At 71.1% G+C, this 25,914-nt stretch carries 26 protein-coding genes; 9 read left to right on the forward strand and 17 right to left on the reverse strand.

What is annotated here, in order from left to right; all coding sequences use genetic code 11:
- Nucleotides 1-28: 28 nt before the first annotated feature.
- The 4 genes from ACZ4VT_RS16245 to ACZ4VT_RS16260 all read right to left on the reverse strand — a co-directional run bounded on the left by ACZ4VT_RS16245 (nt 29) and on the right by ACZ4VT_RS16260 (nt 3,526).
- Entirely contained in the window at nt 29-1,036 is a 1,008-nt protein-coding gene (locus ACZ4VT_RS16245; protein ID WP_467950116.1) for a hypothetical protein, read from the reverse strand.
- A gap of 108 nt (nt 1,037-1,144) precedes the next feature.
- Complete coding sequence (locus ACZ4VT_RS16250; RefSeq protein ID WP_467950117.1) at nt 1,145-2,122, reverse strand: ABC transporter substrate-binding protein; 978 nt, start codon at nt 2,120-2,122, stop codon at nt 1,145-1,147.
- A gap of 33 nt (nt 2,123-2,155) precedes the next feature.
- Nucleotides 2,156-2,824 carry an ABC transporter permease gene (locus tag ACZ4VT_RS16255; protein WP_467950119.1) on the reverse strand — a complete coding sequence of 223 codons (669 nt, stop codon included), beginning with the start codon at nt 2,822-2,824 and terminating at the stop codon, nt 2,156-2,158.
- A 3-nt stretch (nt 2,825-2,827) separates the two neighbouring features.
- Nucleotides 2,828-3,526 carry an ABC transporter permease gene (locus tag ACZ4VT_RS16260; protein WP_467950120.1) on the reverse strand — a complete coding sequence of 233 codons (699 nt, stop codon included), beginning with the start codon at nt 3,524-3,526 and terminating at the stop codon, nt 2,828-2,830.
- 148 nt (nt 3,527-3,674) lie between these two features.
- Between ACZ4VT_RS16260 and ACZ4VT_RS16265 the strand changes: the two genes are divergently transcribed.
- Nucleotides 3,675-4,637, forward strand: coding sequence for an ABC transporter ATP-binding protein (locus ACZ4VT_RS16265; protein WP_467950122.1), 963 nt, complete (start codon nt 3,675-3,677; stop codon nt 4,635-4,637).
- 65 nt (nt 4,638-4,702) lie between these two features.
- Here the strand turns inward: ACZ4VT_RS16265 and ACZ4VT_RS16270 are convergent, their stop codons facing one another.
- On the reverse strand, nt 4,703-5,812 hold the full coding sequence (locus ACZ4VT_RS16270; protein ID WP_467950124.1) for an alpha/beta hydrolase: 1,110 nt from the start codon (nt 5,810-5,812) through the stop codon (nt 4,703-4,705).
- A gap of 152 nt (nt 5,813-5,964) precedes the next feature.
- Here ACZ4VT_RS16270 and ACZ4VT_RS16275 point away from each other — a divergent pair, with 152 nt between their 5' ends.
- The 6 genes from ACZ4VT_RS16275 (at nt 5,965) to ACZ4VT_RS16300 (ending at nt 10,877) form a co-directional block, all read left to right on the forward strand.
- A complete protein-coding gene (locus tag ACZ4VT_RS16275; RefSeq protein ID WP_467950125.1) occupies nt 5,965-7,812 on the forward strand; it encodes a phosphatidylglycerol lysyltransferase domain-containing protein in 1,848 nt (615 codons plus the stop codon).
- A gap of 85 nt (nt 7,813-7,897) precedes the next feature.
- Nucleotides 7,898-8,770, forward strand: coding sequence for a dihydropteroate synthase (folP, locus tag ACZ4VT_RS16280; protein WP_467950127.1), 873 nt, complete (start codon nt 7,898-7,900; stop codon nt 8,768-8,770).
- Nucleotides 8,771-8,852: 82 nt separating this feature from the next.
- Nucleotides 8,853-9,239 carry a nuclear transport factor 2 family protein gene (locus tag ACZ4VT_RS16285; RefSeq protein WP_051837907.1) on the forward strand — a complete coding sequence of 129 codons (387 nt, stop codon included), beginning with the start codon at nt 8,853-8,855 and terminating at the stop codon, nt 9,237-9,239.
- Nucleotides 9,240-9,369: 130 nt separating this feature from the next.
- Nucleotides 9,370-9,729 (forward strand): dihydroneopterin aldolase, encoded by a 360-nt coding sequence (gene folB / locus ACZ4VT_RS16290; protein WP_030010912.1) that lies wholly within the window; start codon nt 9,370-9,372, stop codon nt 9,727-9,729.
- A complete protein-coding gene (folK, locus tag ACZ4VT_RS16295) occupies nt 9,726-10,334 on the forward strand; it encodes a 2-amino-4-hydroxy-6-hydroxymethyldihydropteridine diphosphokinase (RefSeq protein WP_351587399.1) in 609 nt (202 codons plus the stop codon). Before folB ends, folK begins: the two co-directional genes overlap by 4 nt.
- A gap of 54 nt (nt 10,335-10,388) precedes the next feature.
- Nucleotides 10,389-10,877, forward strand: coding sequence for a DUF3180 domain-containing protein (locus ACZ4VT_RS16300; protein ID WP_467950130.1), 489 nt, complete (start codon nt 10,389-10,391; stop codon nt 10,875-10,877).
- 97 nt (nt 10,878-10,974) lie between these two features.
- Here ACZ4VT_RS16300 and folE read toward each other — a convergent pair whose 3' ends face one another.
- The 6 genes from folE to dacB form a co-directional block, all read right to left on the reverse strand.
- Nucleotides 10,975-11,583 (reverse strand): GTP cyclohydrolase I FolE, encoded by a 609-nt coding sequence (gene folE, locus ACZ4VT_RS16305; RefSeq protein ID WP_467950132.1) that lies wholly within the window; start codon nt 11,581-11,583, stop codon nt 10,975-10,977.
- Nucleotides 11,584-11,695: 112 nt separating this feature from the next.
- Nucleotides 11,696-13,732 (reverse strand): ATP-dependent zinc metalloprotease FtsH, encoded by a 2,037-nt coding sequence (gene ftsH / locus ACZ4VT_RS16310; RefSeq protein ID WP_376619280.1) that lies wholly within the window; start codon nt 13,730-13,732, stop codon nt 11,696-11,698.
- A 225-nt stretch (nt 13,733-13,957) separates the two neighbouring features.
- Nucleotides 13,958-14,518: a hypoxanthine phosphoribosyltransferase gene (gene hpt, locus ACZ4VT_RS16315; protein WP_030010907.1), complete on the reverse strand. Its 561-nt coding sequence runs from the start codon at nt 14,516-14,518 to the stop codon at nt 13,958-13,960.
- Between the two features lie 65 nt (nt 14,519-14,583).
- Nucleotides 14,584-15,636 carry a tRNA lysidine(34) synthetase TilS gene (gene tilS, locus ACZ4VT_RS16320; RefSeq protein WP_467950137.1) on the reverse strand — a complete coding sequence of 351 codons (1,053 nt, stop codon included), beginning with the start codon at nt 15,634-15,636 and terminating at the stop codon, nt 14,584-14,586.
- A 300-nt stretch (nt 15,637-15,936) separates the two neighbouring features.
- Nucleotides 15,937-17,073, reverse strand: coding sequence for a zinc-dependent metalloprotease (locus ACZ4VT_RS16325; RefSeq protein ID WP_467950141.1), 1,137 nt, complete (start codon nt 17,071-17,073; stop codon nt 15,937-15,939).
- Nucleotides 17,074-17,133: 60 nt separating this feature from the next.
- On the reverse strand, nt 17,134-18,621 hold the full coding sequence (gene dacB, locus ACZ4VT_RS16330; RefSeq protein ID WP_467950144.1) for a D-alanyl-D-alanine carboxypeptidase/D-alanyl-D-alanine endopeptidase: 1,488 nt from the start codon (nt 18,619-18,621) through the stop codon (nt 17,134-17,136).
- Between the two features lie 134 nt (nt 18,622-18,755).
- Here dacB and ACZ4VT_RS16335 point away from each other — a divergent pair, with 134 nt between their 5' ends.
- Nucleotides 18,756-19,250: an inorganic diphosphatase gene (locus ACZ4VT_RS16335; RefSeq protein ID WP_008742522.1), complete on the forward strand. Its 495-nt coding sequence runs from the start codon at nt 18,756-18,758 to the stop codon at nt 19,248-19,250.
- 178 nt (nt 19,251-19,428) lie between these two features.
- Nucleotides 19,429-21,069 (forward strand): threonine/serine exporter family protein, encoded by a 1,641-nt coding sequence (locus tag ACZ4VT_RS16340; protein ID WP_467950146.1) that lies wholly within the window; start codon nt 19,429-19,431, stop codon nt 21,067-21,069.
- Nucleotides 21,070-21,162: 93 nt separating this feature from the next.
- Here ACZ4VT_RS16340 and ACZ4VT_RS16345 read toward each other — a convergent pair whose 3' ends face one another.
- From ACZ4VT_RS16345 to ACZ4VT_RS16370, 6 genes are all read right to left on the reverse strand, one after another.
- Entirely contained in the window at nt 21,163-21,876 is a 714-nt protein-coding gene (locus ACZ4VT_RS16345; protein ID WP_467950148.1) for a DedA family protein, read from the reverse strand.
- A 142-nt stretch (nt 21,877-22,018) separates the two neighbouring features.
- Nucleotides 22,019-22,777 (reverse strand): MerR family transcriptional regulator, encoded by a 759-nt coding sequence (locus ACZ4VT_RS16350; RefSeq protein ID WP_467950150.1) that lies wholly within the window; start codon nt 22,775-22,777, stop codon nt 22,019-22,021.
- Nucleotides 22,778-22,858: 81 nt separating this feature from the next.
- Entirely contained in the window at nt 22,859-23,659 is an 801-nt protein-coding gene (locus tag ACZ4VT_RS16355) for an ABC transporter permease (protein WP_362801288.1), read from the reverse strand.
- Nucleotides 23,656-24,591, reverse strand: a complete 936-nt coding sequence (locus ACZ4VT_RS16360; protein ID WP_362801285.1) for an ATP-binding cassette domain-containing protein — start codon at nt 24,589-24,591, stop codon at nt 23,656-23,658. Before ACZ4VT_RS16360 ends, ACZ4VT_RS16355 begins: the two co-directional genes overlap by 4 nt.
- Before the next feature lie 102 nt (nt 24,592-24,693).
- Complete coding sequence (locus tag ACZ4VT_RS16365) at nt 24,694-25,308, reverse strand: PadR family transcriptional regulator (protein ID WP_467950153.1); 615 nt, start codon at nt 25,306-25,308, stop codon at nt 24,694-24,696.
- Between the two features lie 24 nt (nt 25,309-25,332).
- Entirely contained in the window at nt 25,333-25,845 is a 513-nt protein-coding gene (locus ACZ4VT_RS16370) for a DinB family protein (RefSeq protein ID WP_467950155.1), read from the reverse strand.
- Nucleotides 25,846-25,914 lie beyond the last annotated feature (69 nt).

Consider the following 25,914-nt stretch of genomic DNA (forward strand, 5'->3'; position numbering starts at 1 on the left):
ATCCGGGAGCCGGGGACGACGGCGGGTGCTACGAGATCGCCGTGCGCAGCCGGACCACGTCGATCGGCTCGGTCTCGTCGTGGGCCGTCAGGTCGATGACCTGGCCCACCGCACGGGTCTCGGCGGTCGCCGGCTTGAACTCCGGACCCGGGGCGGCCTCGGCGGACTCCGCCTTGTGGACCGCGAGGGCCTCGGCGCCGACCACGTCGGCCAGGTCCTCGTTCTGGACCGCCTCGATCACCGCGCGGGCCTGCGCCGCGTTCTTGGTGCCGAAGAAGTCGAAGCCGCCCTCGACGCGCGAGGCCGTACGCCGCTGGGCCGCGTACGGGGCCACCGCCGCGGCCGGACGCCGCGCGGGGAGCGAGGAAGCGGGCACCGACGACGCGGGCACCGCGGGTGCGGGAAGCGAGCGCCCGGGAGCCGGGGCCGCCGCGGGCAGGGCCGCCTGCGTCTGCTTCCTGCGGGCCAGCGCCCCCAGGGCCGCGTGGGCCCGGGCGTAGCCGACCGTGGTGGGCGCGCCCGCCGAGGTGCGCTCCTCGGAGACGGCCGGAAGTTCCTTCGGCGCGGCGGCCGGAGCGGCGGAGGCCTCGATGGCCAGCAGCCGGCGGCCCTCCAGGGCGCTGGCGCGCTCGGTCTCGGCGGTCGCGTAACGCCGCAGCAGCGCCGCGTGCTCACCGCGCAGCCCGGCCAGTTCGACCCGCTTGGCGCGCAGCTTGGCGTCGAGCCGGCCGCGCAGCACGCGGGCCTCTTCGAGATCGGATTCGAGCTCGGCTATCCGCTCGTCCGTCCGCCACTCGTCCTTGACCCGCTCGCGCGCGAGCTCCGCGACGCGGCGGCCCGCCGAACGGTCCCAGGCGCGCATCACGACGGCGCCGCCCACCCCGGCGGCCGCGGTGACGGCCACGAGCAGCCTCAGCGTCAGGGGTTCCGCGAGCAGCCAGGCCGCTCCGGCACTGATGACGGACACACCTGCGACGGTCGTCGGCGTGAGCAGCCGGTGCAGGGGTTCGGGATTGCGGTGGCGTCCACGGGGCATGGCCCGAAATTTACAGGGCGTGGGGGTCCAGCGGGATACCCGCCCGGCAATCTCTTGCCGCTCTTCCCGGGCAGGTACTCCACATTCCTCCATCAACCCCCGTGACTTCTACTTCTTGAGAAGGCCCTTGGTGTCCAGGTAGGCCTTCGCGACGTCCGCCGGCTTGGCGCGCTCCGCGTCCACCTTCCGGTTCAGGTCGACCAGATCGGCCGTCGTGAGGACCTTGGTCAGCTTGTCGAGGGCGGCCGCGACCTCGGGGGCGCCGGCGTCCTTGGCGTTGACCACCGGGAGCACGTTGTCGGCGTTCTGGAGCTTCTTGTCGTCCTCCAGCAGGACCAGGCCGAAGCTGTCGAGCGTGGCGTCCGTGGTCGTGGTCAGCACGAGCTGGTCGGCGCCGTCCTTGACGGCCTGCTTGGCCTGCGGGGTGCCGACGCCCTTCGGGTCAATACCGGAAACCTGAATTCCGTATGTCTTCGTCAACCCCGGGGCGCAGAAGGGCCGTACGGAGCATTCGTCGCCCGCCGCGATCTTCACCTTCAGTCCGGACTTGCCAAGATCGGAAAGCGTCTTCAGGTTGTTCTTCTGGGCGAATTCCTTGGTCACCGCGAATGCGTTCTGGTCGACGGCCTCGCCCGCGGGCAGCGCCTTCAGCCCCAGCGGGGCCGCGAGCTTCTCCAGGGCCGCCACGGTCGCCGCGACGTCGCTCGACGCCACCGGCTTCTCCTCGGGCGCCTTCGGACCGTTCACCTTGGCGTTGAGGAACTCCGCGAGCGTGGCCGCGTACTCCGGGACGACGTCGATCTCGCCCTTCTCCAGCGAGGGCTCGTACAGCTCGCGGTTGTTGACCGTCTTGACGGACGTGCCGTAGCCCGCGTCCTTGAGGACCTGCGCGTACAGCTCGGCCAGCACGTTCGACTCGGTGAACCCGGCGGCGCCGATCACCAGGCTGCCCTTGCCCTCCGCGGCCGGGGCGGACGAACCGCCGTCCTTGCTCTTCTCCAGGCTGTCGCCGCCGCACGCGGCCAGCGACACCGTCAGGGCCAGGGCGCCCAGGGACCCGCCGAGGACGCGCGTGGTCTTGGTCATGGAGTTACTCCGTTTCGAGGCGATGGACAGGAATCAGCGGTGGCCCGCGGCCCGCGGCAACAGCCGGTCCGCCGCCACCAGCGCGCCCTCGACCAGCAGGGCGAGCGCCGCCACCAGCAGGGCGCCCGCGACGACCTGGGGGGTGTTGTACGTGTTGAAGCCGGCGGTGATGATCCGGCCGAGGCCGCCCTGGCCGACCATGGCGGCGATCGTGGCCGTGGCGATGACCTGCACCGCTCCCGAGCGCAGCCCGGTCATCACCAGTCCGCGCGCGAGCGGGAGTTCGACGCGCAGGAAGAGCTGGCCGCCGGACATGCCCATGCCCCGGGCGGCCTCCACCACCGAGCGGTCCACCTCGCGCACGCCGACGTAGGCGTTCGTCAGCAGCGGCGGGAGGGCGAACAGCACCAGGGCGGCGATCGTCGGCACATAGCCGGCGTTGCGCAGCGGGGAGACCATGAACAGCGCCAGCACCGCGAAGACCGGAACGGCCCGGCCGACGTTGGAGACGTTGATCGCGAGGGCGCCGCCCTTGCCGAGGTGGCCGAGGTACAGGCCGACCGGCAGCGCCAGCGCGCAGGCGATCGCCAGCGCGACCCCGCTCACGTAGACGTGCTCGCCGAGCCGGTGCCAGACGCCGTTTTCCCCCGACCAGTTGGCGCCGTTCACCAGCCAGTCCCAGGTCTCTCCCAGTACTCCCACGGCTCAGGCCCCCTTCCCCGAAGCCGCCGGCCGGGCTCCGGCCCGGGTCCACGGCGTGAGCAGCCGCTGTACGCCCAGCAGCAGCAGGTCCGCCACGAGCGCGAGCAGTACGCACAGCACCGAGGCGGTCAGCACCTGGGCCTTGAAGGAGCTGTTCACCGCCGGGGCGATGAGGTTGCCCAGGCCCCCCTTGCCGACGATGGAGCCGACGGTGGTCAGCGCGACCGTCGAGACCGTGGCGATCCGTACGCCGGCGAGCAGCGCGGGCAGCGCCAGCGGAAGTTCGACCTGCCACAGCAGCCGGCCCGGGCCGTACCCCATGCCGCGCGCGGCTTCCCGTACCTCCTCGGGCACGGCCTCCAGGCCGGCCAGCACGTTGCGCACCAGGATCGTCAGCGAATACAGCACCAGCCCGGTGACCACCAGCGCCGCCGAAAGCCCGAAGACCGGCAGCAGCAGGGAGAACATGGCCAGCGAGGGGATCGTGTAGAGCAGCGTGGTGAGGGCCAGCACGGGCGCCGCCCAGCGGCGGCTGCGGCGGGCCAGCAGGGCGAGCGGCACGGACACGGCTATGCCGATCAGGACGGACACGCCCGTGATCCAGAGGTGTTCGAGGGTGGCGTCCCTGAGCTCCTGGGAGCGGGAGGTGACGTAGTCCCAGCAGATCCAGTCATTGGCCACCAGGCAGTTCCGCCCCGCCATGCACCCCACCCCCCGTCATCGAACACACGCTTCCCGATCACATCCACGAGCGACCATAACCCGCACCACCCTCAATGGCCGGAATCCTTCGCACCGGAGCAACACGCCCTTCACATATCCGTACTGCCGGTGCGGAAGGATGGGGCCTGTGATCCGATTCGAGCATGTGACCAAGCGCTACCCCGACGGGACGACAGCCGTCGAGGACCTGTCCTTCGAGGTGGCGGAGGGGGAGCTGGTCACGCTCGTGGGACCGTCCGGCTGCGGCAAGACGACCACGATGAAGATGGTCAACCGGCTGATCGACCCGACCTCCGGCCGGATCCTGCTCGGCGGCGAGGACATCGCGGCCGCCGACCCGGTCGAGCTGCGCCGCCGCATCGGGTACGTCATCCAGCAGGTCGGGCTGTTCCCGCACAAGACGGTGCTGGAGAACACGGCGACCGTGCCGCAGCTGATCGGCACCCCGAAGGCCAGGGCCCGCGCCCGGGCGGCCGAGCTGCTCGAACTGGTGGGGCTGGATCCGGCCGTGTACGGGGGCCGGTACCCGGAGCAGCTGTCCGGCGGGCAGCGCCAGCGCGTCGGCGTGGCGCGCGCGCTCGCCGCCGATCCGCCGGTGCTGCTGATGGACGAGCCCTTCGGCGCGGTGGACCCCGTGGTGCGCGAACGGCTGCAGAACGAGTTCCTGACCCTGCAGAAGACGGTGCGCAAGACGATCCTGCTGGTCACGCACGACCTGGAGGAGGCCATCCGGCTCGGCGACCGCATAGCCGTCTACGGGACGGGCACCATCGAGCAGTTCGCCCGCCCCGCGGCGGTCCTCGGCTCGCCGGCCACCCCGTACGTGGCCTCCTTCGTCGGCTCCGACCGCGGCCTGAAGCGGCTCGCGGTCACCGCGGTCGAGGCGGCCGACCTGGCGGCCGCCGAGGGCAAGGCCCCGGCGGCGGCCGTGGAGCTGGGCGCGACGCTGCGCGAGGCGCTCGCGGCCCTGCTGCAGGAGGACTCGGGCCGGATCGGTGTCACGGACCCGGACTCCGGCGCCCTGGTCGGCGTACTGACCCCGGAGGGCGTGCACCGGGCGCTGCGCCGGGCCCAGTTGCAGGAGGCGTAGCGCGGAACGCGGAAGGGCCCGGCTCTTCCGAGCCGGGCCCTTCCGTCGTGCACGCGTCCACGGCCTCAGGCCTGGATGCGCCCGCTCATCCACACCAGCATCGGCGGGATCTCGCGGCGCCACGTGTTGAAGTTGTGGCCACCGCTGTCGAGGATGATCGAGGAGACCCGGTCCGGGCCCTGCACCTTCTTGATGAACTTCTTGGTGTCGCCGAGGTTCGGCTCGCCCTTCTCACTGCTCGTCACGAGGAAGGACGTACCGCTCGGCTTCTTGTTCCCGATGCTGTGCAGCACGTCCGCGCGCTTCTTCAGCTTCTCGTCCCCGTGGAACAGGTCGCCGGTCGTCGGGTCGTCCGGGGCGTCGTAGTACGCGGACAGACCGGCGGCGGCGCCGAACGTCTGCGGGTAGTGCGCGGCGATCTTCAGGGCGCAGTAGCCGCCCGTGGAGTTGCCGATGAAGCCCATGTTCTGGGGCTTCTTGCCGACCCGGAAGGTGTTCGTGATGGCCTGCGGGAGGTCCTCGCCGAAGAAGGTCTCGGTCTGCGGGCCGCCGGGTATGTCGACGCACTCGGTGTCACGCGGCGGCGCGATGGTCGGGCGCAGCATGACCAGGATCATCGGCTTCATCTTGCCCGACTTGGACAGGCTGAAGGCCTTCATCGGGTAGTCGAGCCCTTTGATCAGGTTCTCGGCGGTGCCCGGGTAGCCCGTCAGGACGATGGAGGCGGGGAAGTTCTGGTCCTTGTGCTGCGGCTGGAAGTATTCCGGCGGGAGCCAGACGTAGCCGGGACTCGTTATCTTCGACTTCTGCCCGGTTATGGCAACCTTCAGGATCTGACCGCCGACCTGGGGCTTGGCGCCACCGGGGACGTCCAGCTTCTGCTTGTCGACGACCTTGATGTCGTCGCTGCTCATCGAGTGGTCGACGACCTTGCCCATGGACGTCTCCTGGCCGAACAGGTCGGCCCAGGAACCGTAGAAGAGGAACGACTTGTTGGCCGCGAGACCCACTGCCGAGAACAGCGCCAGCTGCGTCGCCAGCAGGAGCCCGATCCGGCCGGCGACGGCGCGCCAGGTGCGGCCCGACAGCTTCGGCCACAGCCAGACCGTGGCCGCGAACAGCAGCACACCGGCCAGGATGGCCAACGCCAGAACCGTAGTACTCGTGAGACCCATGAGCAGTCAGTCGACTTTCTGGTGGCAGGACAGATTTTTCCGACGAAAGAGTGAACCCGCTCCTCGTCGATGTCGTCCTAAGGGACGCACCACAACACCGGAGGCTGTCGCGGCCTTCGGCCACATGATCTCTCGCGGAGCAACGGGAAGCGATGTCTAGCAGGATAGATGGCGATAAGTCGGGACAGGTTCCGAGCAGGGTCCGCCGAATCCTCCGAGGCCCACAGCCGGAGTCGGTGCCCGGCCTGGTAGGTACGGCCGTCATGATCGTCGGCCTTCTGGACATCGCGGCAGGAGTCTTCCCGCGCTTCCGGCACAGCAGGATCCACGCCGTGGCGGAGGTGCTGCCGGTCTTCGGCCCGTTCGCGGCCGCCCTCGCCATCAGCGCGGGCGTCCTGCTCCTGCTGCTCGCGCACGGCCTCAAGCGCCGCAAGCGCCGGGCCTGGCGGGCGGCGGTCGTCCTGCTGCCGGCCGGCGCGGCGGCGCAGTTCCTGTACCGGCACTCGATCCCCGGCGTGGTCATCGCGGCGGTGCTCTTCGCGTTGCTGCTGCGCCACCAGGGTGAATTCAAGGCACTGCCCGACCCGCGCAGCCGCTGGAAGGCACTCGCGAACTTCGTGCTGATGAGCGCCGGCTCCATCGGGCTCGGCCTGCTCATCGTCAACGTCCACCCGAACAAGGTCGTAGGCAACCCGGGCCTGTACGAGCAGGTCAAGCACGTGGTCGTCGGGCTCTTCGGCTTCGAGGGCCCCGTCGACTACGCCGGCCAGGTCTCCTGGACCGTCGGCTACTCCCTCGGCGCGCTCGGCATGCTGACCGCGCTCACCACCATGTACCTGGCCTTCCGCCCCGAGCACCCGGCCGCCCGGCTCACCGCCGACGACGAGGGCAAGCTGCGCGAGCTGCTCGCCAAGCACGGCGGCCGCGACTCGCTCGGCCACTTCGCGCTCCGCCGCGACAAGGCCGTCGTCTTCTCCCCCAGCGGCAAGGCCGCCGTCACCTACCGCGTCGTCTCCGGCGTGATGCTCGCCTCCGGCGACCCCATCGGCGACGTCGAGGCCTGGCCCGGCGCCATCGAGCGGTTCATGGACGAGGCCAAGGCCCACTCCTGGACCCCGGCCGTGATGGGCTGCAGCGAGACCGGCGGCGAGGTCTGGACCCGCGAGACCGGCCTGGACGCCCTGGAGCTGGGTGACGAGGCGATTGTCGATGTCAAAGACTTCTCCCTCTCGGGCCGCGCCATGCGCAATGTCCGCCAGATGGTGAAGCGCATCGAGCGCAACGGCTACACCACCAAGGTCCGCCGGGTCAGCGAGCTCACCGAAGCGGAGCTGGAGCAGGTGCGCGGCGCCGCCGAGGCCTGGCGCGGCACCGACACCGAGCGCGGCTTCTCGATGGCACTGGGCCGGGTCGGCGACCCGGGCGACGGCGACTGCTTCATCGCCACCGCGCACCGCGTCGAGGAGGACGACACCAGCCCCTTCGGCGACCTCAAGGCCGTCCTGCACTTCGTCCCGTGGGGCAAGGACGGCATGTCGCTGGAGCTGATGCGCCGCGACCGCGCCGCCGACCCCGGCATGAACGAGCTGCTGATCGTCGCCTCCCTGGAGGCCGCCCCCGGTCTGAAGATCGAGAAGGTCTCGCTGAACTTCGCGATGTTCCGCTCGGCCCTCGCCCGCGGCGAGAAGATCGGCGCCGGCCCGGTCCTGCGGATGTGGCGGGGCCTGCTGGTCTTCCTGTCCCGCTGGTTCCAGATCGAGTCGCTGTACAAGTTCAACGCGAAGTTCCGCCCCCGCTGGGAGCCCCGCTTCGTCGTCTTCCGCACCACCCGTGACCTGCCCCGCATCGGCTTCGCCGCGATGCAGGCCGAGGGCTTCGTGACGCTGGCCCTGCCGCGCCTCTTCGCGAGCCGCCGCCGCCCCAAGCCGGTCCGCACCTGCACGCACAACCACATGACGGCCGTCCCGAAGCAGACGGAACGCGAGGTTCAGGCGGCGTAGCGGCCCCGTACGCCCCCAGGGGCCCCGGCGGCCGCCAGACCGCCGGGGCCCCTGCCGTATCCAGGTCAGCCCTACCCTTGGACCTATGAACACGAAGCGCGGAGCCATCGGCAGGGGCCGGGTCACAGGTCTGCCGGAGTGGGACCGCTGCGCGGTCATGGGCGTCGTCAACGTCACGCCCGACTCCTTCTCCGACGGCGGCCGCTGGTTCGACACCACCGCGGCCGTCAAGCGCGGACTCGACCTCGTCAAGCAGGGCGCCGACCTCGTCGACGTCGGCGGCGAGTCCACCCGGCCCGGCGCCTCCCGCGTCGACGAGGACGAGGAGCTGCGCCGGGTCGTCCCCGTGGTGCGCGGCCTCGCCTCCGAGGGCGTCACCGTCTCCGTCGACACCATGCGCGCGGCCGTCGCCGCCCAGGCCGTCGCCGCGGGCGCCGTACTCGTCAACGACGTCAGCGGCGGACTCGCCGACCCCGGCATGATCCCGGCCGTCGCCGCCGCCGAGGTGCCCTTCGTGGTGATGCACTGGCGCGGCTTCAGCGCCGGCATGAACAGCCTCGCCGTCTACGAGGACGTGCTCGCCGAGGTCACCGCCGAGCTCCGGGACCGGATCGACGCCGTCGTGGCCGGCGGGATCGCCCCCGAGCGGCTCGTCGTCGACCCGGGCCTCGGCTTCGCCAAGAACGCCGAGCACGACCTGGCCCTGGTCGCCCACCTGCCCGAACTGCGCGCACTGGGCTTCCCGCTGCTGGTCGCCGCGTCGAGGAAGCGTTTCCTCGGCCGGGTCCTGGCCGGCGCGCGGGACGCGGCCCCGCCGCCCGCCCGCGAGCGCGACGCGGCGACGGCCGCCGTCTCGGCCATCGCCGCCCACCAGGGCGCCTGGGCCGTACGGGTCCACGAGGTGAGGGCGACCGCGGACGCGGTTCGGGTGGCCCGCGCCGTGGAAGGGGCACTCTGATCCTCAACGACCGACAAGGAGCACTGTGAGCAGAACCGACATCGAAGCGGTCGAAGAGGTCAATACGGCCTTCTACGAGGCAATGGAGCGGGGGGACTTCGACGCTCTGTCGGCGCTCTGGCTGGAGGACGAGATCTCCTGCGTGCACCCGGGCTGGCCCGTGCTCTCCGGCCGCGGCGAGGTGCTCCGCTCCTACGCCCTGATCATGTCCCACACGGACTACATCCAGTTCTTCCTCACCGACACCAAGGTGGCCGTGATAGGCGACACCGCCCTGGTGACGTGCACGGAGAACATCCTCAGCGGCGGACCCGCCGAGGACGGCGGGGAGCTCGGCCCGCTCGTCGGCCAGCTCGTCGTCGCCACGAATGTGTTCCGACGCACATCCGAGGGCTGGCGCCTCTGGTCCCACCACGGTTCTCCCGTCCTCACGGAGTCCGAGGACGAGGACGAGGACGACGCCTCCTGACCCCTACGGCGGGACCCGGAGTATTTCGCAGGTAAATTCGAAGACGGACGACGCCGACCGCACTCGGCGTAGGCCCATGGCCCCGGGGAGCCCCGGGACCGGAAGCACTACGAAAGCAGGAGTGATTCGCGTGGATCGTGTCGCGCTGCGCGGCCTCAAGGCTCGCGGGCACCACGGCGTCTTCCCCCGGGAGCGCGAGGAAGGCCAGACCTTCATCGTCGACCTGGTGCTGCATCTCGACACCCGCCCCGCGGCGGCCGGAGACGACCTGGCGAAGACCGTGCATTACGGGGTAGTCGCGGAGGAAGTCGTCGACGTGGTCCAGGGCGAGCCCGTGGACCTGATCGAGACCCTCGCCGAGCGGATCGCCCAGCAGTGCCTCAAGCACGAAGCGGTGGCGCAGGTGGAGGTCGTCGTCCACAAGCCGGACGCGCCCATCACCGTCCCCTTCGACGACGTGACCATCACGATCACCCGGAGCCGCGCATGAACAACGGACTGAACGCACAGAGCGACCCCACCGTCCAGCCGGTACCGGCCTCCGTCGTGGAGACGGTCGACGCCGCGGACGTCACCCTGTCCAACCCGAAATGGGCCGTCATCGCGCTCGGCGCGAACCTCGGCAACCGGCTGGAGACCCTCCAGGGCGCCATCGACGCCCTCGGCGACACCCCGGGCCTTCGGGTCAAGGCCGTCTCCCCCGTCTACGAGACCGAGCCGTGGGGCGTCGAGCCCGGCTCGCAGCCCTCGTACCTCAACGCGGTCGTCGCCGTGAAGACCACGCTGCCCCCGTCCTCGCTCCTGGAGCGCGGCCACGCCATCGAGGAGGCCTTCGACCGCGTCCGCGAGGAGCGCTGGGGGCCCCGCACGATCGACGTGGACATCGTCGCGTACGCCGACCGGGTCTCCGACGACCCCGTCCTCACCCTGCCGCACCCGCGCGCCCACCAGCGCGCCTTCGTGCTGGCCCCCTGGCACGACATCGACCCGGAGGCCCAGATCCCGGGCCGCGGCCCGGTCGCCGCGCTCCTGGCCGAAACCGGCCTGAGCGGCGTCACGCCGCGCCCGGACCTGGAACTCCACCTCCCGGAGTAGTCGTTACCCTGTGGACTGCCTGACGGATCAGCGCGGAAAGCGGGGAACGGGCAAGTGAAGCAACTGAGGCCGGCGGTCCTGGCGGGCATCTTCGTGGTCGCCGGGATCCTGTCCTGGGCGGGTGCCCGGCTGTGGAACGCCTACGGCACCCTGCCGGGCGTTCCGCTGGCCGCACCGATCGTTCTGGGCGTCATCGCGGCCGTGCTGCTGGCCACGGCCCTGTCCCTGCGCGCCCGGCTCAAGGCCCAGCGCGAGCGCCGGCCGGGAGCCAAGGGCGTGGAACCGCTGATGGCGGCCCGCGCGGTGGTCTTCGGCCAGGCCAGCGCGCTCGTGGCGGCGCTGGTGGCCGGCATGTACGGCGGGGTGGGCGTCTTCCTGCTGACCGACTCCCTGGACATCCCCGCCCGCCGCGACCAGGCCTGGTACGCCGGCGCCTCGGTCCTGGCGGGGGTGGCCGTCATCGCCGCCGCCCTCTTCCTGGAGCACGTACTCAAGCTCCCGGAGGACGACGACACCACCCCGGAGGCCCCGGCCCGCGCCTAGATCCCGGCCCGTGCCCAGGTCCCGGCCCGTGCCCAGGTCCCGGCCCGTGCCCAGGCGCCGTCCGGGCGATCCTCGCGGGCCAGGGGCATCGGCTCGCTCAGCGGGCCATGATCAGGCTCATGGCCTCGTTGCGGGTGGCGGGGTCGCGGAGCTGGCCGCGGACCGCCGAGGTGATGGTCTTCGCGCCGGGCTTGCGGACGCCGCGCATGGTCATGCACATGTGCTCGCACTCGATGACCACGATGACGCCGCGCGGCTCCAGGATCTCCATCAGGGAGTCCGCGATCTGTGTGGTCAGGCGCTCCTGCACCTGGGGGCGGCGGGCGAACACGTCCACCAGGCGGGCCAGCTTCGACAGGCCGGTGATCTTGCCGTCGGTGGACGGGATGTAGCCGACGTGCGCGACACCGTGGAAGGGCACCAGGTGGTGTTCACAGCTCGACATGACCTCGATGTCCTTCACGAGGACCATCTCGTCGTGGCCCAGGTCGAACGTCGTGGTCAGGACCTCTTCGGGCCGCTGGTACAGGCCGGCGAATATCTCCCGGTACGACCGCGCCACGCGCGCCGGGGTCTCCAGGAGACCCTCCCGGTCCGGGTCCTCGCCGACCGCGATCAGGAGCTCGCGAATCGCCGCCTCGGCACGCTTCTCGTCGAACTCGCCGATCGTGCCCTCGTCGCCGGTCAGGGTCACTGGGTCGGTCATCTCTTCCTCGTTCCTGTGTGCACAGCGCTCGCGGCCACCCAAGTATGACCAGATGAAAGTGCCGCGCCCCCCAGGCGAGAACCTGGGGGGCGCGGCTTCCATTCCGGGTGGATCAGGCCTCAGGGCGGTCCTCGGGGGCCACCTCGATGCCCTTCTCCGTCGAGACCGGCGAAACGGCGGTCGTCGCCGAGGTGCCGTTCGCCGAGTTCGTCAGCTGGAGCTCCTTGGGAGAGAGCACCGGCGGACGGGTGGAGGGGGTGCGGCGGGAGGAGCCGGTCCACGCGGGGCGGGCCGGACGCTTCACGATCGTCGAGAAGATCTCGGCGATCTGCTCCTTGTTCAGCGTCTCCTTCTCCAGCAGCGCGAGGACCAGGTTGTCGAGGACGTCACGGTTCTCGACGAGGATCTCCCAGGCCTCGTTGTGCGCGGTCTCGATGAGCTTCTTGACCTCTTCGTCGACCAGCGCCGCGACCTCTTCCGAGTAGTCCCGCGGGTGCGACATCTCGCGGCCCAGGAACGGCTCGGTGTTGTCGCCGCCGAACTTGATCGCACCGAGACGCTCGGTCATGCCGTACTGCGTGACCATGGCCCGCGCCGTGGCGGTGGCCTTCTCGATGTCGTTCGCCGCGCCCGTGGTCGGGTCGTGGAAGACCAGCTCCTCGGCCGCGCGCCCGCCCAGCATGTACGCCAGCTGGTCGAGCATCTCGTTGCGCGTGGTCGAGTACTTGTCCTCGTCGGGCAGGACCATGGTGTAGCCCAGGGCCCGGCCGCGGGACAGGATCGTGATCTTGTGGACCGGGTCGGAGTTCGGGGAGGCCGCCGCGACCAGGGCGTGTCCGCCCTCGTGGTACGCGGTGATCTTCTTTTCCCGGTCCGACATGATCCGGGTCCGCTTCTGCGGGCCCGCCACGACGCGGTCGATCGCCTCGTCCAGCGAGTGGTTGTCGATCAGCTTCTTGTCCGAGCGGGCCGTGAGCAGCGCGGCCTCGTTCAGGACGTTGGAGAGATCGGCACCGGTGAAGCCGGGCGTACGGCGGGCGACGGCGCCCAGGTCGACGTCCGGGGCGACCGGCTTGCCCTTCTGGTGGACCTTGAGGATCTCCAGACGGCCCTGCATGTCCGGACGGTCGACCGCGATCTGCCGGTCGAAACGGCCGGGGCGCAGCAGTGCCGGGTCGAGGATGTCGGGACGGTTCGTGGCGGCGATCAGGATGACGCCGCCCTTCACGTCGAAGCCGTCCATCTCGACCAGCAGCTGGTTGAGGGTCTGCTCGCGCTCGTCGTGACCGCCGCCGAGACCCGCACCGCGGTGCCGGCCGACGGCGTCGATCTCGTCGACGAAGACGATCGCCGGGGCGTTGGCCTTGGCCTGCTCGAACAGGTCACGGACACGCGAGGCACCGACACCGACGAACATCTCGACGAAGTCGGATCCGGAGATCGAGTAGAAGGGGACACCGGCCTCGCCCGCGACGGCGCGCGCGAGCAGGGTCTTTCCGGTGCCGGGCGGGCCGTACAGCAGCACGCCCTTGGGGATCTTGGCGCCGACGGCCTGGAACTTCGCCGGCTCCTGGAGGAACTCCTTGATCTCGTGGAGTTCCTCGACGGCCTCGTCCGAGCCCGCGACATCGGCGAACGTCGTCTTCGGGGTGTCCTTGGTGATGAGCTTGGCCTTGGACTTCCCGAAGTTCATGACCCGGGAGCCGCCGCCCTGCATCTGGTTCATCAGGAACAGGAAGACAACGACGATGAGGACGAAGGGCAGGAGCGAGAGGAGAACGCTCAGGAACGGGCTGGTCTTGTCCGGAGTGACGGAGTACCCGTCCGGGATCTGACCGGCGTCGTACTTGGTCTGGAGGCTCTGGGCGAGCTGGACGCCCTGATCCCCGATGTAGTTGGCCTGGAACTTGGTGCCGTCATGCTTGCCGAGCTTCTGGCCGTCGCGCAGCTCGATCTTGATCATCTGGCTGTCGCCGGTGGTCAGCTTCGCTGTCTCCACCTGGCCAGTGTTGATCGCCTTGATGACCTCGCTGGTGTCCACCGACTTGTAGCCGCCGCCGGAGCCGACGACATTCATCAACACGACCACGGCGAGGACGGCCAGCACGATCCACATGACCGGCCCACGGAAGTATCGCTTCACGTCCATCCATACGGGGTGCCAGGCACCCCGTCCCTCCTGCCCGTAGGTAAATGCTGCTGTGAGTAAAGACTGTTCTTCGGAATGTACCCCTGTATTGTCACCCGCGGCCCCGTGGGACGGCTGACAGACCCGCCTTCCCCTGCTCCAACGGCGGGAATCGCCCACAGGTTCCCCGGAGCCCGCGGTGCTTTCCCGCGAGGCCCCGGAGACCGGGAGCGGCCGGGAGCGGGATCAGCCGCCGTAGACGTGCGGGGCGAGCGTGCCGACGAACGGCAGGTTGCGGTACTTCTCCGCGTAGTCGAGGCCGTAGCCCACCACGAACTCGTTGGGGATGTCGAAGCCGACCCACTTCACGTCGATCGCGACCTTCGCGGCCTCGGGCTTGCGCAGCAGCGTGACGACCTCCAGGGAGGCCGGCTGGCGGGAGCCCAGGTTCGACAGCAGCCAGGAGAGCGTCAGACCGGAGTCGATGATGTCCTCGACGATCAGGACGTGCTTGTCCTTGATGTCGGTGTCCAGGTCCTTGAGGATCCGGACCACACCCGAGGACTGGGTCCCGGCGCCGTACGAGGACACCGCCATCCAGTCCATGGTGAGCGGGGTGGACAAGGCGCGCGCCAGGTCCGCCATCACCATCACGGCACCCTTGAGCACACCGACGATGAGCAGGTCCTTGCCCGCGTACTCCGCGTCGATCTTCGCGGCCAGCTCGGCCAGCTTCGCGTCGATCTCTTCCTTGGTGATGAGCACCGACTGGAGGTCGTTGCCCATGTCCTTCTCGTCCACCCGCATCACTTTCGTTGTCGGCCGGGGCTCCGGGGGTGTCCCCGGAGGACTCAGCCGTGTTTCAGCACCAATCAGCCCTGCCGGATGACAAGTCTGCCACCCTGCCGCTGGGCCTCGACCCGGCCGGGCAGGTTGATGGCACCCTGGCCGCGCCATCCGGTGATGAGCCGGTCGACTTCCTCGATGTGGCGGGCGAAGAGGGAACCCGCGGGAGAGCCGGCGGCGACCACGGCCCTGCGCAGCACCCGGCGGCGGACGGCCGGGGGCAGGGCGTACAGCTTGGCGCACTCCAGGCGGCCGTCCGCGTCCCGGACGCCGGTCTCGGCCTCGGCGGCCCAGGCGTCGAGCGCGTCGGCGTCGTCGCGGGAGAGCTGGGCGGTGCGGGCCAGTGCCTCGACGACCCCCTTGCCCAGCGCCTTCTCCAGGGCGGGCAGTCCCTCGTGGCGCAGCCGGGAGCGGGTGTAGGCGGGGTCGATGTTGTGCGGGTCGTCCCAGACGGCGAGGGACTGGACCATGCAGGCCTTGCGGGCGGTCTGCCGGTCGACCTGGAGGAAGGGGCGGCGGTAGCGGTGGCTGCGGCCCGAGACACCGGGACCGCCCGAGACCTCGGGCATGCCGGACAGCGAGCGGATCCCGGAGCCGCGGGCGAGGCCCAGCAGGACGGTTTCGGCTTGATCGTCCCGAGTGTGGCCCAGGAGCACGGCGGCGGCCCCGAGGCGGTCTGCGGCCTCGTCCAGGGCCCCGTAGCGGGCGTCGCGGGCGGCGGCCTCGGGTCCGCCGTCCCGGCCGACGCGCACGGCGACGGACTCCACCGGGTCGAGGCGGAGTGCGGTCATGCGGGTGACGACCTCGGCGGCGCGCAGGTCGGAGCCGGCCTGGAGCCCGTGGTCGACGGTGATGCCGCCGGCCCGGATTCCGAGTTTGGGGGCCTCGAAGGCGAGGGCCGAGGCGAGCGCCATGGAGTCGGCGCCGCCGGAGCACGCGACGAGGACGAGTGGCCGGGTGCCCGCTGCGGTGCGAGGGTCGGCGGGGGTGTCGGTGAGATCGGGGAGATCGGTGAGGACGTCGTGGAGTACGCGGCGGACCGCCAGGCGTATCGCCGCGACCGCAGGATGGGGACCCATGTCCGGTGCCCTTCGATGGAGTTCGGATGCCTCGGAGGCGTTGGGGGTGTGGTGCGCTGGGGGTGGTGCCCGGTACCCCCGCCGGGCGGGGGCTGTCACTCAGGGATGTCACTCAGAGTGCGTCGATGGTGACAGAACCGAGCCGTTCCCCGAGCATCGCACGCCCTTCCACGGCCCACGGTCCCTCGGACGGGTGACGCTGCTTCCCCCAGTGAGACAGGTTTAGGCCTGCCCGGCACGTGTGGGGCGAGTGAAGCCGCCCCTACACGTGCCGGACAGGCCTGAGCCCCTTCAGTCACCTCATTCGCTTCCTTCGCTCCCCTTGCGGTGGACTCGGGCCACCCACTCGGCGGGCTTGGCGATCTCGGCCTTCGTCGGCAAGGTGTTCGGGGAGGTCCAGACCCGATTGAAGCCGTCCATGCCGACCTGGCCGACGACGGCGCGCACGAAGCGCTCGCCGTCGCGGTACTGGCGCAGCTTGGCGTCGAGGCCGAGGAGCTTGCGCAGGGCGGAGTCGAGGCGGCCGGCCCCGCTGGCCCTGCGCTGCTGGAACTTCTCGCGGATCTCGGCGACCGAGGGCACCACCTGCGGGCCGACGCCGTCCATGACGAAGTCGGCGTGGCCCTCCAGGAGGGACATGACGGCGGTGAGCCGGGCCAGGATCTCGCGCTGCTCGGGGGTCTGCACGAGCTCGACGAGGGAGCGGCCCTCGTCGCCGTGCTCGGCGTCGGGGCGGGCTCCCGCGAAGGACTGGGCGGCCTCCCGGATGCGCTCCAGCACGGTCGCCGGGTCCACCTCGGTGGCGCCCAGGAACGTCTGGATTTCGCCTTCGAGGTGCTCCCGCAGCCACGGGACGGCCGTGAACTGTGTACGGTGCGTCTCCTCGTGCAGGCAGACCCACAGCCGGAAGTCGTGCGGGTTCACCTCCAGCTCGCGCTCGACGTGCACGATGTTGGGGGCGACGAGCAGCAGCCGGCCGCCACCGGCCGAGGCCGGCAGGTCGCGCGAGGCCGGGGCGAAGGTCTCGTACTGGCCGAGGACCCTGGAGGCCAGGAAGCTCAGCAGCATGCCCAGCTCGACGCCGGTGACCTTGCCGCCGACCGCGCCGAGCACGGCTCCGCCGGGGGCGCCCGCGCGGCGCTCCTGCATCTTGCCGAGGAGCGGCTGGAGCAGCTCGCGGAACCCGGCGACGTTGGCCTTGACCCAGCCGGCCCGGTCGACGACCAGGACGGGGGTGTCGGGGACGGCGGACCCTTCCGGGATCATCCTGGTGAACTCGCGCACGTGCCGTTCCGAGATCCTGGCGTGCCCGCGCAGCTCCGCGACGACCGCCCGTGCCTCGTCCCGGGTGACCTCCGGCCCGGGACGCACCAAGCGGGTCGCGGTCGCGACCGCGAGGTTCCAGTCGACCATCTCCGCACCACTGATGCTCGTCATGCGTCAACCGTACGTGGGCGGGGCGCCCTGCGGACCCCCTCAGGCCCGGCCCGGACGGACCTACGACGTGGCCGCGACGGCTGCGGCCAGCTTGTCGAGGGCCTTCTCCGCGCCCTCGGGGCCGGGGCTGTTCGCGGTCAGGAAGGCGAAGGCGAGCAGGCGGCCGGAGGAGTCGACGACGGTCCCGGAGAGGGAGTTCACGCCGGTCAGGGTGCCGGTCTTGGCGCGGAGCAGGCCGGCGGCCGGTGAGGTGCCCGCGTTGCGGCCGCGCAGGGTCCCGGTGAAGCCGGCGACGGGCAGTCCGGTCAGGACCGGCCGCAGCTCCGGGCGCTGCGGGTCGGCGGCCTTGGCGAGGAGGCCGGTCAGCAGGCCGGCGCTGACCTTGTCGGCGCGGTTCAGGCCGCTGCCGTCGGCGAAGCGGGAGCCCGCGGTGTCGACCCCGAGGGCGGCGAGCCTGGCGGCGACGGCCTTCTCGGCGCCCTCGAAGCTGGCGGGCTGCCCGGAGGCGAGGGCGGTCTGGCGGGCGAGGGCCTCGGCGATGTCGTTGTCGCTGTTGGTCAGCATCCGCTCGACGAGCCCGGCCACCGGGGTGGACAGGGTGGTGGCGAGCGGCTGGGCGGACTGGGCCGTACCGGCAGCGGCGGCCTTCGTCTTGGCGGGCTCGCCGGTGACCTTGATGCCGCGCTCGGTGAGCAGCGTCCTGAAGGCGCGGGCGGCGTCCCTGGACGGGTCCTCGGCCCGGTCCACGGGCCCGGAGGTCGAGTCGTCGGGGCGGCCCTCGTCGGCCGTCAGGGCGGTCACGAGAGCGATGTTGGGGTTGACGCCGATCGGGTGGCGGGCGGGGCCGGTGTAGAGGCTGTCGTCGTAGCCGAGGGTCACGGTGTCGGTTCCGGCGGCCTTGAGCGCCTGCGCGGTGTCGGCGGCGAGCGCGACGAGGCTGCCGCCGGATCCGGCGGGGCTCTTCTTCTTCGCGGTGAGGGAGGGGTCGCCGCCGCCGACCAGGACGATCTGTCCGGGGGCCGCGCCGGGCACGACGGTGGTCCTGATCCGGTGCTCGGGCCCGAGCACGGCCAGCGCGGCGGCGGCGGTGACGATCTTGACGGTGGAGGCGGGGGTCATGGCGTCCCGCGCCCCGGACTCGTAGAGCACCTGCCCGGTGGCGGTGTCGACGACGGAGGCGGTACGGACGGTGCCGAGCGCGGGGTCGGCGAGCAGCGGCTTGAGGGCGGCGGCGAGCTTCCCGGACGCGGCGGGGGCGGCCGCCTGCCCCTGCGGGATGCCGGGGCCGATCGCGCCGAGCACCCCGGGGGCGCTGGGCGCGGCCTCCGGCAGCAGCCCGGAGCCGGGCCCGCGGCCGTGATCTGCGCCACCCGTAAGGCCCCAGGAGGCGGCCCTGTCCCGCTCGGCCTTACGCTGGCCGGAGTCCCACGGACCGGCGGCGGCCACCGCTGCCACCGACAGGGCGAGGCCGGCGACGGCCGCACCCGCGATGAGCTGCCACGACTTGACCAATGGCACCTCGGACCAGCCCCTTTCGCGATCACACATATGCGTGAGGGACACTTAACCACTGCGTCTTGCCGCGAGCATGGCACCCCACCCGGCTGGAGCGGGGCGGTCGCGCACGCAGGTGAATCAAACGCAGTCTCGAAGCAATGAAGCTGATCATGGAGGAGCAGGACGTGGAGTTCGACGTCACCATCGAGATCCCCAAGGGTTCGCGGAACAAGTACGAGGTGGACCACGAGACCGGCCGGATCCGTCTGGACCGTCGCCTCTTCACCTCGACCAGCTACCCGGCCGACTACGGCTTCGTCGAGAACACCCTCGGCGAGGACGGCGACCCGCTGGACGCGCTGGTCATCCTGGACGAGCCGACCTTCCCCGGCTGCCTGATCAAGTGCCGCGCCATCGGCATGTTCCGCATGACGGACGAGGCGGGCGGCGACGACAAGCTGCTCTGCGTGCCGGCCTCGGACCCGCGTGTCGAGCACCTGCGCGACATCCACCACGTCTCCGAGTTCGACCGCCTGGAGATCCAGCACTTCTTCGAGGTCTACAAGGACCTGGAGCCGGGCAAGTCGGTCGAGGGCGCGAACTGGGTCGGCCGCACCGAGGCCGAGGCCGAGATCGAGGCCTCGTACAAGCGCCTCGAGGCGCAGGGTGGTCACCACTGAGCTCGCGCTCGGCGGTAACGGGCCGGGGGACTCCCCCGCGCCCCTTGTGACATGGCGGGCGGCACCCCTGGCGGGGTGCCGCCCGCTGTCGCGTTTCCGGGCAGGTGCGACCTGGCTTCGCCAGGGAGCGAAGGGTTCCGCATACTGATACGGCAGGTGATCACGGACTGGAGGACGCGTGGCGGAGGCCGACGGGGCAGAGGACAGGAAGCCCCAGTCCGACGAGGCGCACAGCGCCTTCACGCCGCCGCCCGGGATGGAGCCGGAGGCCCTCGACGACGACCAGCCCACCTCGGAGTTCGCCCGTCCGGCCGGCGCCGAGCCGGTGCAGCCCGAGCCCGAGGGTTCGGCCTTCGCCACCCCGGCCACCTACAGCGCCGCGCACTCCCCGCCCGCCTACACCCCCGGCCAGGACTTCCACGTCGTCCAGCTGAAGGAATCCCCCTGGCAGGACCGCATGCGCACGATGCTGCGCATGCCGGTCGACGTGCGTCCCGTACCGGACCTCGTGCAGCGGCCGAGCGAGGCCGGGCCCGCCGTGGGCCGCGTGCTCGACCTGACCCTGCGCATCGGCGAACTGCTGCTCGCGGGCGGCGAGGGCGCCGAGGACGTGGAGGCCGCCATGTTCGCGGTGACCCGCTCCTACGGGCTGGACCGCTGCGAGCCCACCGTCACCTTCACCTTGCTGTCGATCACCCACCAGCCCTCGCTGGTGGACCACCCGGTCTCGGCGAACCGGACCGTGCGCCGCCGCGGCACCGACTACAACCGGCTCTCGGCCGTCTACCGGCTCGTCGACGACATCAGCGCCCCGGAGATCGACATCTCGCTGGAGGAGGCCTACCGGCGCCTCGCCGAGATCCGCCGCAACCGCCACCCGTACCCCGGCTGGATGCTCACTTGCGCCGCCGGGCTGCTCGCCGGCGCCGCCTCCACCCTGGTCGGCGGCGGGGTGCTGGTGTTCATCGCGGCGGCGCTCGGCGCGATCCTCGGCGACCGGCTGGCCTGGCTGTGCGCCGGCCGCGGGCTGCCGGAGTTCTACCAGTTCGTGGTCGCGGCCATGCCGCCGGCCGCGATCGGGGTGGCGCTGAACATGACCGCGATCGACGTCAAGGCGTCCGCGGTGATCACCGGCGGACTCTTCGCGCTGCTGCCCGGGCGGGCCCTGGTCGCGGCCGTGCAGGACGGCCTGACCGGCTTCTACATCACCGCCTCCGCCCGGCTGCTGGAGGTCATGTACCTCTTCATCGGCATCATCATGGGCGTGCTGGTCGTGCTCTACGTCGGCCTGCAGTTCGACGCCTCGCCCCGGCCGGAGGAGGTCCTGGAGATCCAGCAGCGGCCGCTGATCCAGATCGCGGCCTCGATGGTGCTGGTCTTCACCTTCGCGATCCTGCTCCAGCAGGAACGTTCCACCGTTCTGATCGTGACCCTCAACGGCGGGGTCGCCTGGGTCACCTTCGGCGCCCTGCACTACGCGGGCGAGATCCCGCCCGTGCCGTCCACCGCCATCGCCGCCGGGCTGGTCGGCCTCTTCGGGCAGCTCTTCTCCCGCTACCGGTTCGCTTCCGCCCTGCCGTACACGACCGCGGCCATCGGGCCGCTGCTGCCCGGCTCGGCGACGTACTACGGGCTGCTGCTGATCGCCGAGAACCGGCTGAACGAGGGGCTGGGCTCCCTGGTGAACGCGGCGGCCATCGCGCTGGCCATCGCCATCGGGGTCAACCTGGGGTCGGAGACGTCCCGGCTGTTCATGCGGATCCCGGGGGCCGCGAGCGCCGCGAAGCGCCGTGCGGCGAAGCGGACCCGAGGCTTCTAGCCCGGCTGGGTACACGTACGCCCCACCGGCACTTGCGTGCCTGTGGGGGCGTACGTGACGGCTCACCGATCGGGGCGGCGGGGCCGGAGCGGGCTAGCGCTTCGCGTGGCGGCCGCGGGTGCCCGGGGCCTGGGGGCCCGAGCCGTCGACGGCGGCGGCCTCGGCGTGCGGCTCGGCGCCGCCGTTCGCCTTGTTCTCCTTGCGGGCCTTGAGCACCTCGAAGATCACCGGGATGACCGAGATCAGGACGATGGCCACCAGGATCGGCTCGACGTTCGTCTTGATGAACTCGATCTGGCCGAGCCAGTACCCCGCCATCGTGACACCCGCGCCCCAGCCGATGCCGCCGATGACGTTGTACGTCAGGAAGGTGCGGTACTTCATCGAGCCGGCGCCGGCGACCATCGGCGCGAAGGTACGGATGATCGGCACGAAACGGGCGAGCACGATGGCCTTCGGGCCGTGCCGGTCCATGAACTCGTGCGCCTTGTCGAGGTTCTCCCGCTTGAAGAGCTTGGACTTCGGCCGGTTGAAGATCTTCGGCCCGAAGAACTTGCCGATCATGTAGCCGACCTGGTCACCGATGATCGCGGCGGCCACGATCAGGGTGCAGACCAGCCACAGCGGCTGCTTGATGTACTGCCCGTCCGCGACCAGCAGGCCCGCCGTGAACAGCAGGGAGTCGCCGGGCAGGAACGCGAAGAGTCCCGACTCGGCGAAGACGATGACCAGGATGCCGATCAGGCCGAAGTGCGAGATCAGGTAGTCCGGGGACAGCCACTCAGGGCCGAGCGCAATCGTGTACACGGGTTCCGGACTCTCCTGGATCGGGGGGCGTGCCGGGGGCAGCAGGCGGTTGCGGGCAAGGTAAAGGCAGTCTCAATTATCAACGCACACGACCCCCTCCCGGTTCCAGGTACCGGAGGGGGTCGGATGCGTGACCTTTCACCTACACCTTGCGCACCGCGTTGGCCAGGATCGCGTCCCGCAGGTGCTCGGCGAGACCCGGCTTCATGGAGTCGTAGAACTCCTTGAACCGCTCGTCCGCCACGTACATCTCACCGAGCCCCGTGTGGATCTCGTACGAGCAGTCGTAGTACCAGGTGCTGATGTGCCGGCGGTGCTCCTCGGCCAGGTCCATCGCCGCCCCGCCGTCAGCGGGCTCGCCGGCGTCCATCAGGGCCGCGTACCGGACGCTCCACTCGGCGACCTCGTCCTGGATCCGCCGCCAGTCCTCCTTGGTGTAGGTGGCGACCCGCCGCTGCGACTCCGCGTAGGCCTCGGTGCCGCCCCAGCGCTGCTCCGCCTCCTCGGCGTACTGCTCGGGGTCCTTGTCCCCGAAGACCTCGAACCGCTCCTCGGGCGTGAGGTTGATGCCCATCTTCTTCGCCTCCATGGCGTGCTCAACGGCCTTGGCCATCTGCTGGAGCCGGGCGATCCGGTCGGTCAGCAGGGCGTGCTGCCGGCGCAGATGCTCCCGCGGATCCGATTCCGGGTCGTCCAGCAGGACCGCGACCTCGTCGAGGGGGAAGCCGAGCTCCCGGTAGAACAGGATCCGCTGCAGCCGGTCCAGGTCGGCGTCGTCGTACCGCCGGTGACCCGCGTGGCTGCGGCCGCTCGGGGAGAGCAGACCGATCTCGTCGTAGTGGTGCAGGGTGCGCACCGTGACTCCGGCGAATCCGGCGACCTGGCCCACGGAGTAGCCCATCGTCCCGTCCTCTCCTCTGGTTGGGTACGCCCTTCACTGTGGGCCCTCACGTGGCGTGAGGTGCAAGTCCCCGCCCCGGGCCTACCGGCTCAGGCCGCGGAACCGCGCCACCGCCAGCGGGAAGAAGACCGCCAGCAGCAGGACCGGCCAGCCGACGGCGAGCAGGGCGGCGTGGTCGGAGGCCCAGGACGGGGAGGACGCCGCCGGGTTGCCGAACAGGTCGCGGACGGCGGTGGCCGTCGCCGACATCGGGTTCCATTCCACCACCGTCCCCAGCCAGCCCGGCATGGCCTCCGGCGTGGCGAAGGCGTTGGAGAGGAAGCCCACCGGCCACACCAGGATCTGGACCGCCTGCACCATCTCCGGCCGGCCCGCGACCATGCCCAGGAAGATCCCGATCCACAGCATCGCGAAGCGCAGGAGCAGGAGCAGGACGAAGGCCAGCAGCGCGGCCGCGGGCGAGCCGTGCCAGCGCCAGCCGAGCAGCAGGCCGACGCCCGCCAGGACCGCGAGTCCCACGGCCGACTGGAGCATGTCCGCCGCGCTGCGGCCGACCAGTACCGCCGCGGAGGACATCGGCATGGCGCGGAACCGGTCGATCACCCCCTTGCCCAGGTCCTGGGTGACCGCCGTCATCGTCGCCTCCAGCCCGAAGGCCATGGTCAGCGCGAGCATGCCGGGCACGAGGAACTCGACGTACTCGCCGTCGATGCCGCGTCCGCCGCCGACCAGGAAGCCGAACATCAGCAGCAGCATCACGGGGAAGACGAGTCCGACGACCATCTGCACCGGCTGCCGCGCCCAGTGGGCGAGCTCGCGCCGGGTCATCGTCCAGGAGTCCACGGCCACCCAGCCCGCCGCGGCCATCGTGTGCTGCGTCATGCGGCCACCTCCGTGGTGTTCGTACGGTCCGTCAGGTGCAGGAAGACCTCGTCGAGCGTGGGCCGCCGGACCGAGAGGTCCGCCGCCTCGATGCCCGCCCCCTCCAGCGCGCGCAGGGTCAGGGCCAGGCCCGCCATGCGGTCCTCCACCGGAAAGCCCAGGGTGAGGGAGTCCGGGTCCACGGCCGGGTCCGGCAGCAGCGCCGCCGCCTGCGCGAGCCGCGCCGCGTCCCGCAGGACGACGACGATCCGGTCCGGTCCGACGCGGGACTTCAGCTCGTCGGCCGTGCCCTCGGCCGCCACCCGCCCGGCGTCGATGAGCGTGATGCGGTCGGCCAGCTGGTCGGCCTCCTCCAGGTACTGCGTGGTCAGCAGGACGGTCGTGCCGCCGCCCACGAGGGAGCGGACCGCGCTCCACACCTCGGCACGGCCGCGCGGGTCGAGCCCGGTGGTCGGCTCGTCGAGGAAGAGCACCTCGGGGTCGGTGATCAGGGACGCCGCGAGGTCGAGCCGGCGCCGCATGCCGCCGCTGTACTGCTTCACCGGCTTGCGGCCGGTGTCCGCGAGGCCGAAGCGGTCCAGCAGCGCGTCGGCCCGCGGCCCGGCCCGGCGCGCGCCCAGGTGGTGGAGGCGGCCGAACATCTCCAGGTTCTGCCGCCCGGACAGTTCCTCGTCGAGCGCCGCGTGCTGGCCGAGCAGGCCGATCCGGGCGCGGACGGCCGCCGGGTCCTTCCGTACGTCGTGCCCCGCCACCCGGACCACGCCCTCGTCGTGCCGGAGCAGGGTGCTCATGATGCGGACCGCCGTGGTCTTCCCGGCCCCGTTGGGGCCGAGCACGGCGTGCACCGTGCCGCGTGTCACCTCCAGGTTCAGCCCGGCCAGGGCGGGCCGGTCCGCGTACCGCTTGTGGACACCTTCGACGAAGATCGCCAACGCGCTTCCAACTCCTCACGCTCAGCTCATTAGTCAAATTTGATTAGCAGAGCGCCAAGGTACTGCCCGGAATCGGGCTAGTCAAACTTGATTAGCGGCGCCTTACGCGTACGGGTTCTCCTGGCCGTCCGCCAGGACCCCGAGGAAGGGGTCGCCGCCCTCGCCCGCGAAGGAGTACGCGCCCGCCTCGATCCGCGCGATCAGCCCACGGGTCCACTCCGCCTCGGCGTCCGCGGAATGGACCCAGCGGTGCATGATCTCGCCGATGTGCCCCAGCGCCTGGGGGCCCTCCTCGGGCGTGTAGTAGTCCGTCACCGACGTCCGCCAGGCCGCCAGCTTCGCCAGCCGCTCCCCCAGCAGGGTCAGGACCTCGGCCCGGGGCAGGTCGACCATGAAGCCGATCGCCGCCGAGAGGAGGTCCGTCTTCTGGTCGAACGCCGCCAGGGCCTCGCGGAGCAGCTTGAAGTACTCCTCGCGGCCCGCGTCCGTCACCTCGTACTCCGTGCGCGGCGGACCGCCCGCGGCGCTCGGCGCCACCTCGTGGGCGTGCAGGACGCCCTGCTTCGCCATCTGCTTGAGCGCGTGATAGATCGAGCCGGGCTTGGTGTTGGACCACTCGTGGGCGCCCCAGTACTCCAGGTCGTTGCGCACCTGGTACCCGTGCGCCCGCCCGTGCTGGCGGACCGCGCCGAGGACGAGAAGCCTGATCGCTGACATGCGGCCAGGCTAGTGGCCGGGCCCTCAGCCCATGGCGCGGGTGCCGTCCAGGGACTCCCGGATGATGTCCGCGTGGCCCGCGTGCCGGGCGAACTCCTCCACCAGGTGCAGGAGCATCCAGCGCATCGAGACCTTGCCGTCCTTGGGGAACCAGGGCGCCGGCGGGAGCGGGAAGGTGTCGTCGAGGCTGGGCACGGCCGCGATGAAGGCCTCCGTCTCCTTCACCACCCCGTCCCAGAAATCGAGTACGTCCGGGATGGACTCGCCCTCGACCAGGTGGAAGGCCTCGCCCCAGCTCTCTTCGTCGCGCTGCCGTGTGTTCGGGACCTGCTGGGCCATCCGCAGCCAGGACAGCTCGCATTCCGCCGCGTGCTTGAGCAGCCCCGACAGGGAGAGCTCGCTGACGCTGGGTCGGCTCGCCGCCTGCTTCTCGGTCAGTCCCTGCGCCGCCTCGCGCAGCGCGACCCGCTGGGACTCGACGAAGGAGAGGAGCGTGCCGCGCTCGTCGCCGAGCACCTCGGTGGAAATCTGAGCCATGACCGGACCGCCTCTTCGTGTGGAGTGCCGGGGGCTTTCCCCCCGACACCTCACACGCTACGGAGCCTT

Source organism: Streptomyces sp. NPDC029164 (genome assembly GCF_055563995.1).

Coding starts and splice junctions, on each gene's coding strand:
- ACZ4VT_RS16245 (WP_467950116.1), bottom strand. CDS start 1,036: ATGCCCCGTGGACGCCACCGCAATCCCGAACCCCTGCACCGGCTGCTC.
- ACZ4VT_RS16250 (WP_467950117.1), bottom strand. CDS start 2,122: ATGACCAAGACCACGCGCGTCCTCGGCGGGTCCCTGGGCGCCCTGGCC.
- ACZ4VT_RS16260 (WP_467950120.1), bottom strand. CDS start 3,526: ATGGCGGGGCGGAACTGCCTGGTGGCCAATGACTGGATCTGCTGGGAC.
- ACZ4VT_RS16270 (WP_467950124.1), bottom strand. CDS start 5,812: ATGGGTCTCACGAGTACTACGGTTCTGGCGTTGGCCATCCTGGCCGGT.
- ACZ4VT_RS16275 (WP_467950125.1), top strand. CDS start 5,965: ATGTCTAGCAGGATAGATGGCGATAAGTCGGGACAGGTTCCGAGCAGG.
- folP (WP_467950127.1), top strand. CDS start 7,898: ATGAACACGAAGCGCGGAGCCATCGGCAGGGGCCGGGTCACAGGTCTG.
- ACZ4VT_RS16285 (WP_051837907.1), top strand. CDS start 8,853: ATGGAGCGGGGGGACTTCGACGCTCTGTCGGCGCTCTGGCTGGAGGAC.
- folK (WP_351587399.1), top strand. CDS start 9,726: ATGAACAACGGACTGAACGCACAGAGCGACCCCACCGTCCAGCCGGTA.
- folE (WP_467950132.1), bottom strand. CDS start 11,583: ATGACCGACCCAGTGACCCTGACCGGCGACGAGGGCACGATCGGCGAG.
- ftsH (WP_376619280.1), bottom strand. CDS start 13,732: ATGGACGTGAAGCGATACTTCCGTGGGCCGGTCATGTGGATCGTGCTG.
- hpt (WP_030010907.1), bottom strand. CDS start 14,518: ATGCGGGTGGACGAGAAGGACATGGGCAACGACCTCCAGTCGGTGCTC.
- tilS (WP_467950137.1), bottom strand. CDS start 15,636: ATGGGTCCCCATCCTGCGGTCGCGGCGATACGCCTGGCGGTCCGCCGC.
- ACZ4VT_RS16325 (WP_467950141.1), bottom strand. CDS start 17,073: ATGACGAGCATCAGTGGTGCGGAGATGGTCGACTGGAACCTCGCGGTC.
- dacB (WP_467950144.1), bottom strand. CDS start 18,621: ATGTGTGATCGCGAAAGGGGCTGGTCCGAGGTGCCATTGGTCAAGTCG.
- ACZ4VT_RS16350 (WP_467950150.1), bottom strand. CDS start 22,777: ATGGGCTACTCCGTGGGCCAGGTCGCCGGATTCGCCGGAGTCACGGTG.
- ACZ4VT_RS16355 (WP_362801288.1), bottom strand. CDS start 23,659: ATGACGCAGCACACGATGGCCGCGGCGGGCTGGGTGGCCGTGGACTCC.
- ACZ4VT_RS16365 (WP_467950153.1), bottom strand. CDS start 25,308: ATGTCAGCGATCAGGCTTCTCGTCCTCGGCGCGGTCCGCCAGCACGGG.
- ACZ4VT_RS16370 (WP_467950155.1), bottom strand. CDS start 25,845: ATGGCTCAGATTTCCACCGAGGTGCTCGGCGACGAGCGCGGCACGCTC.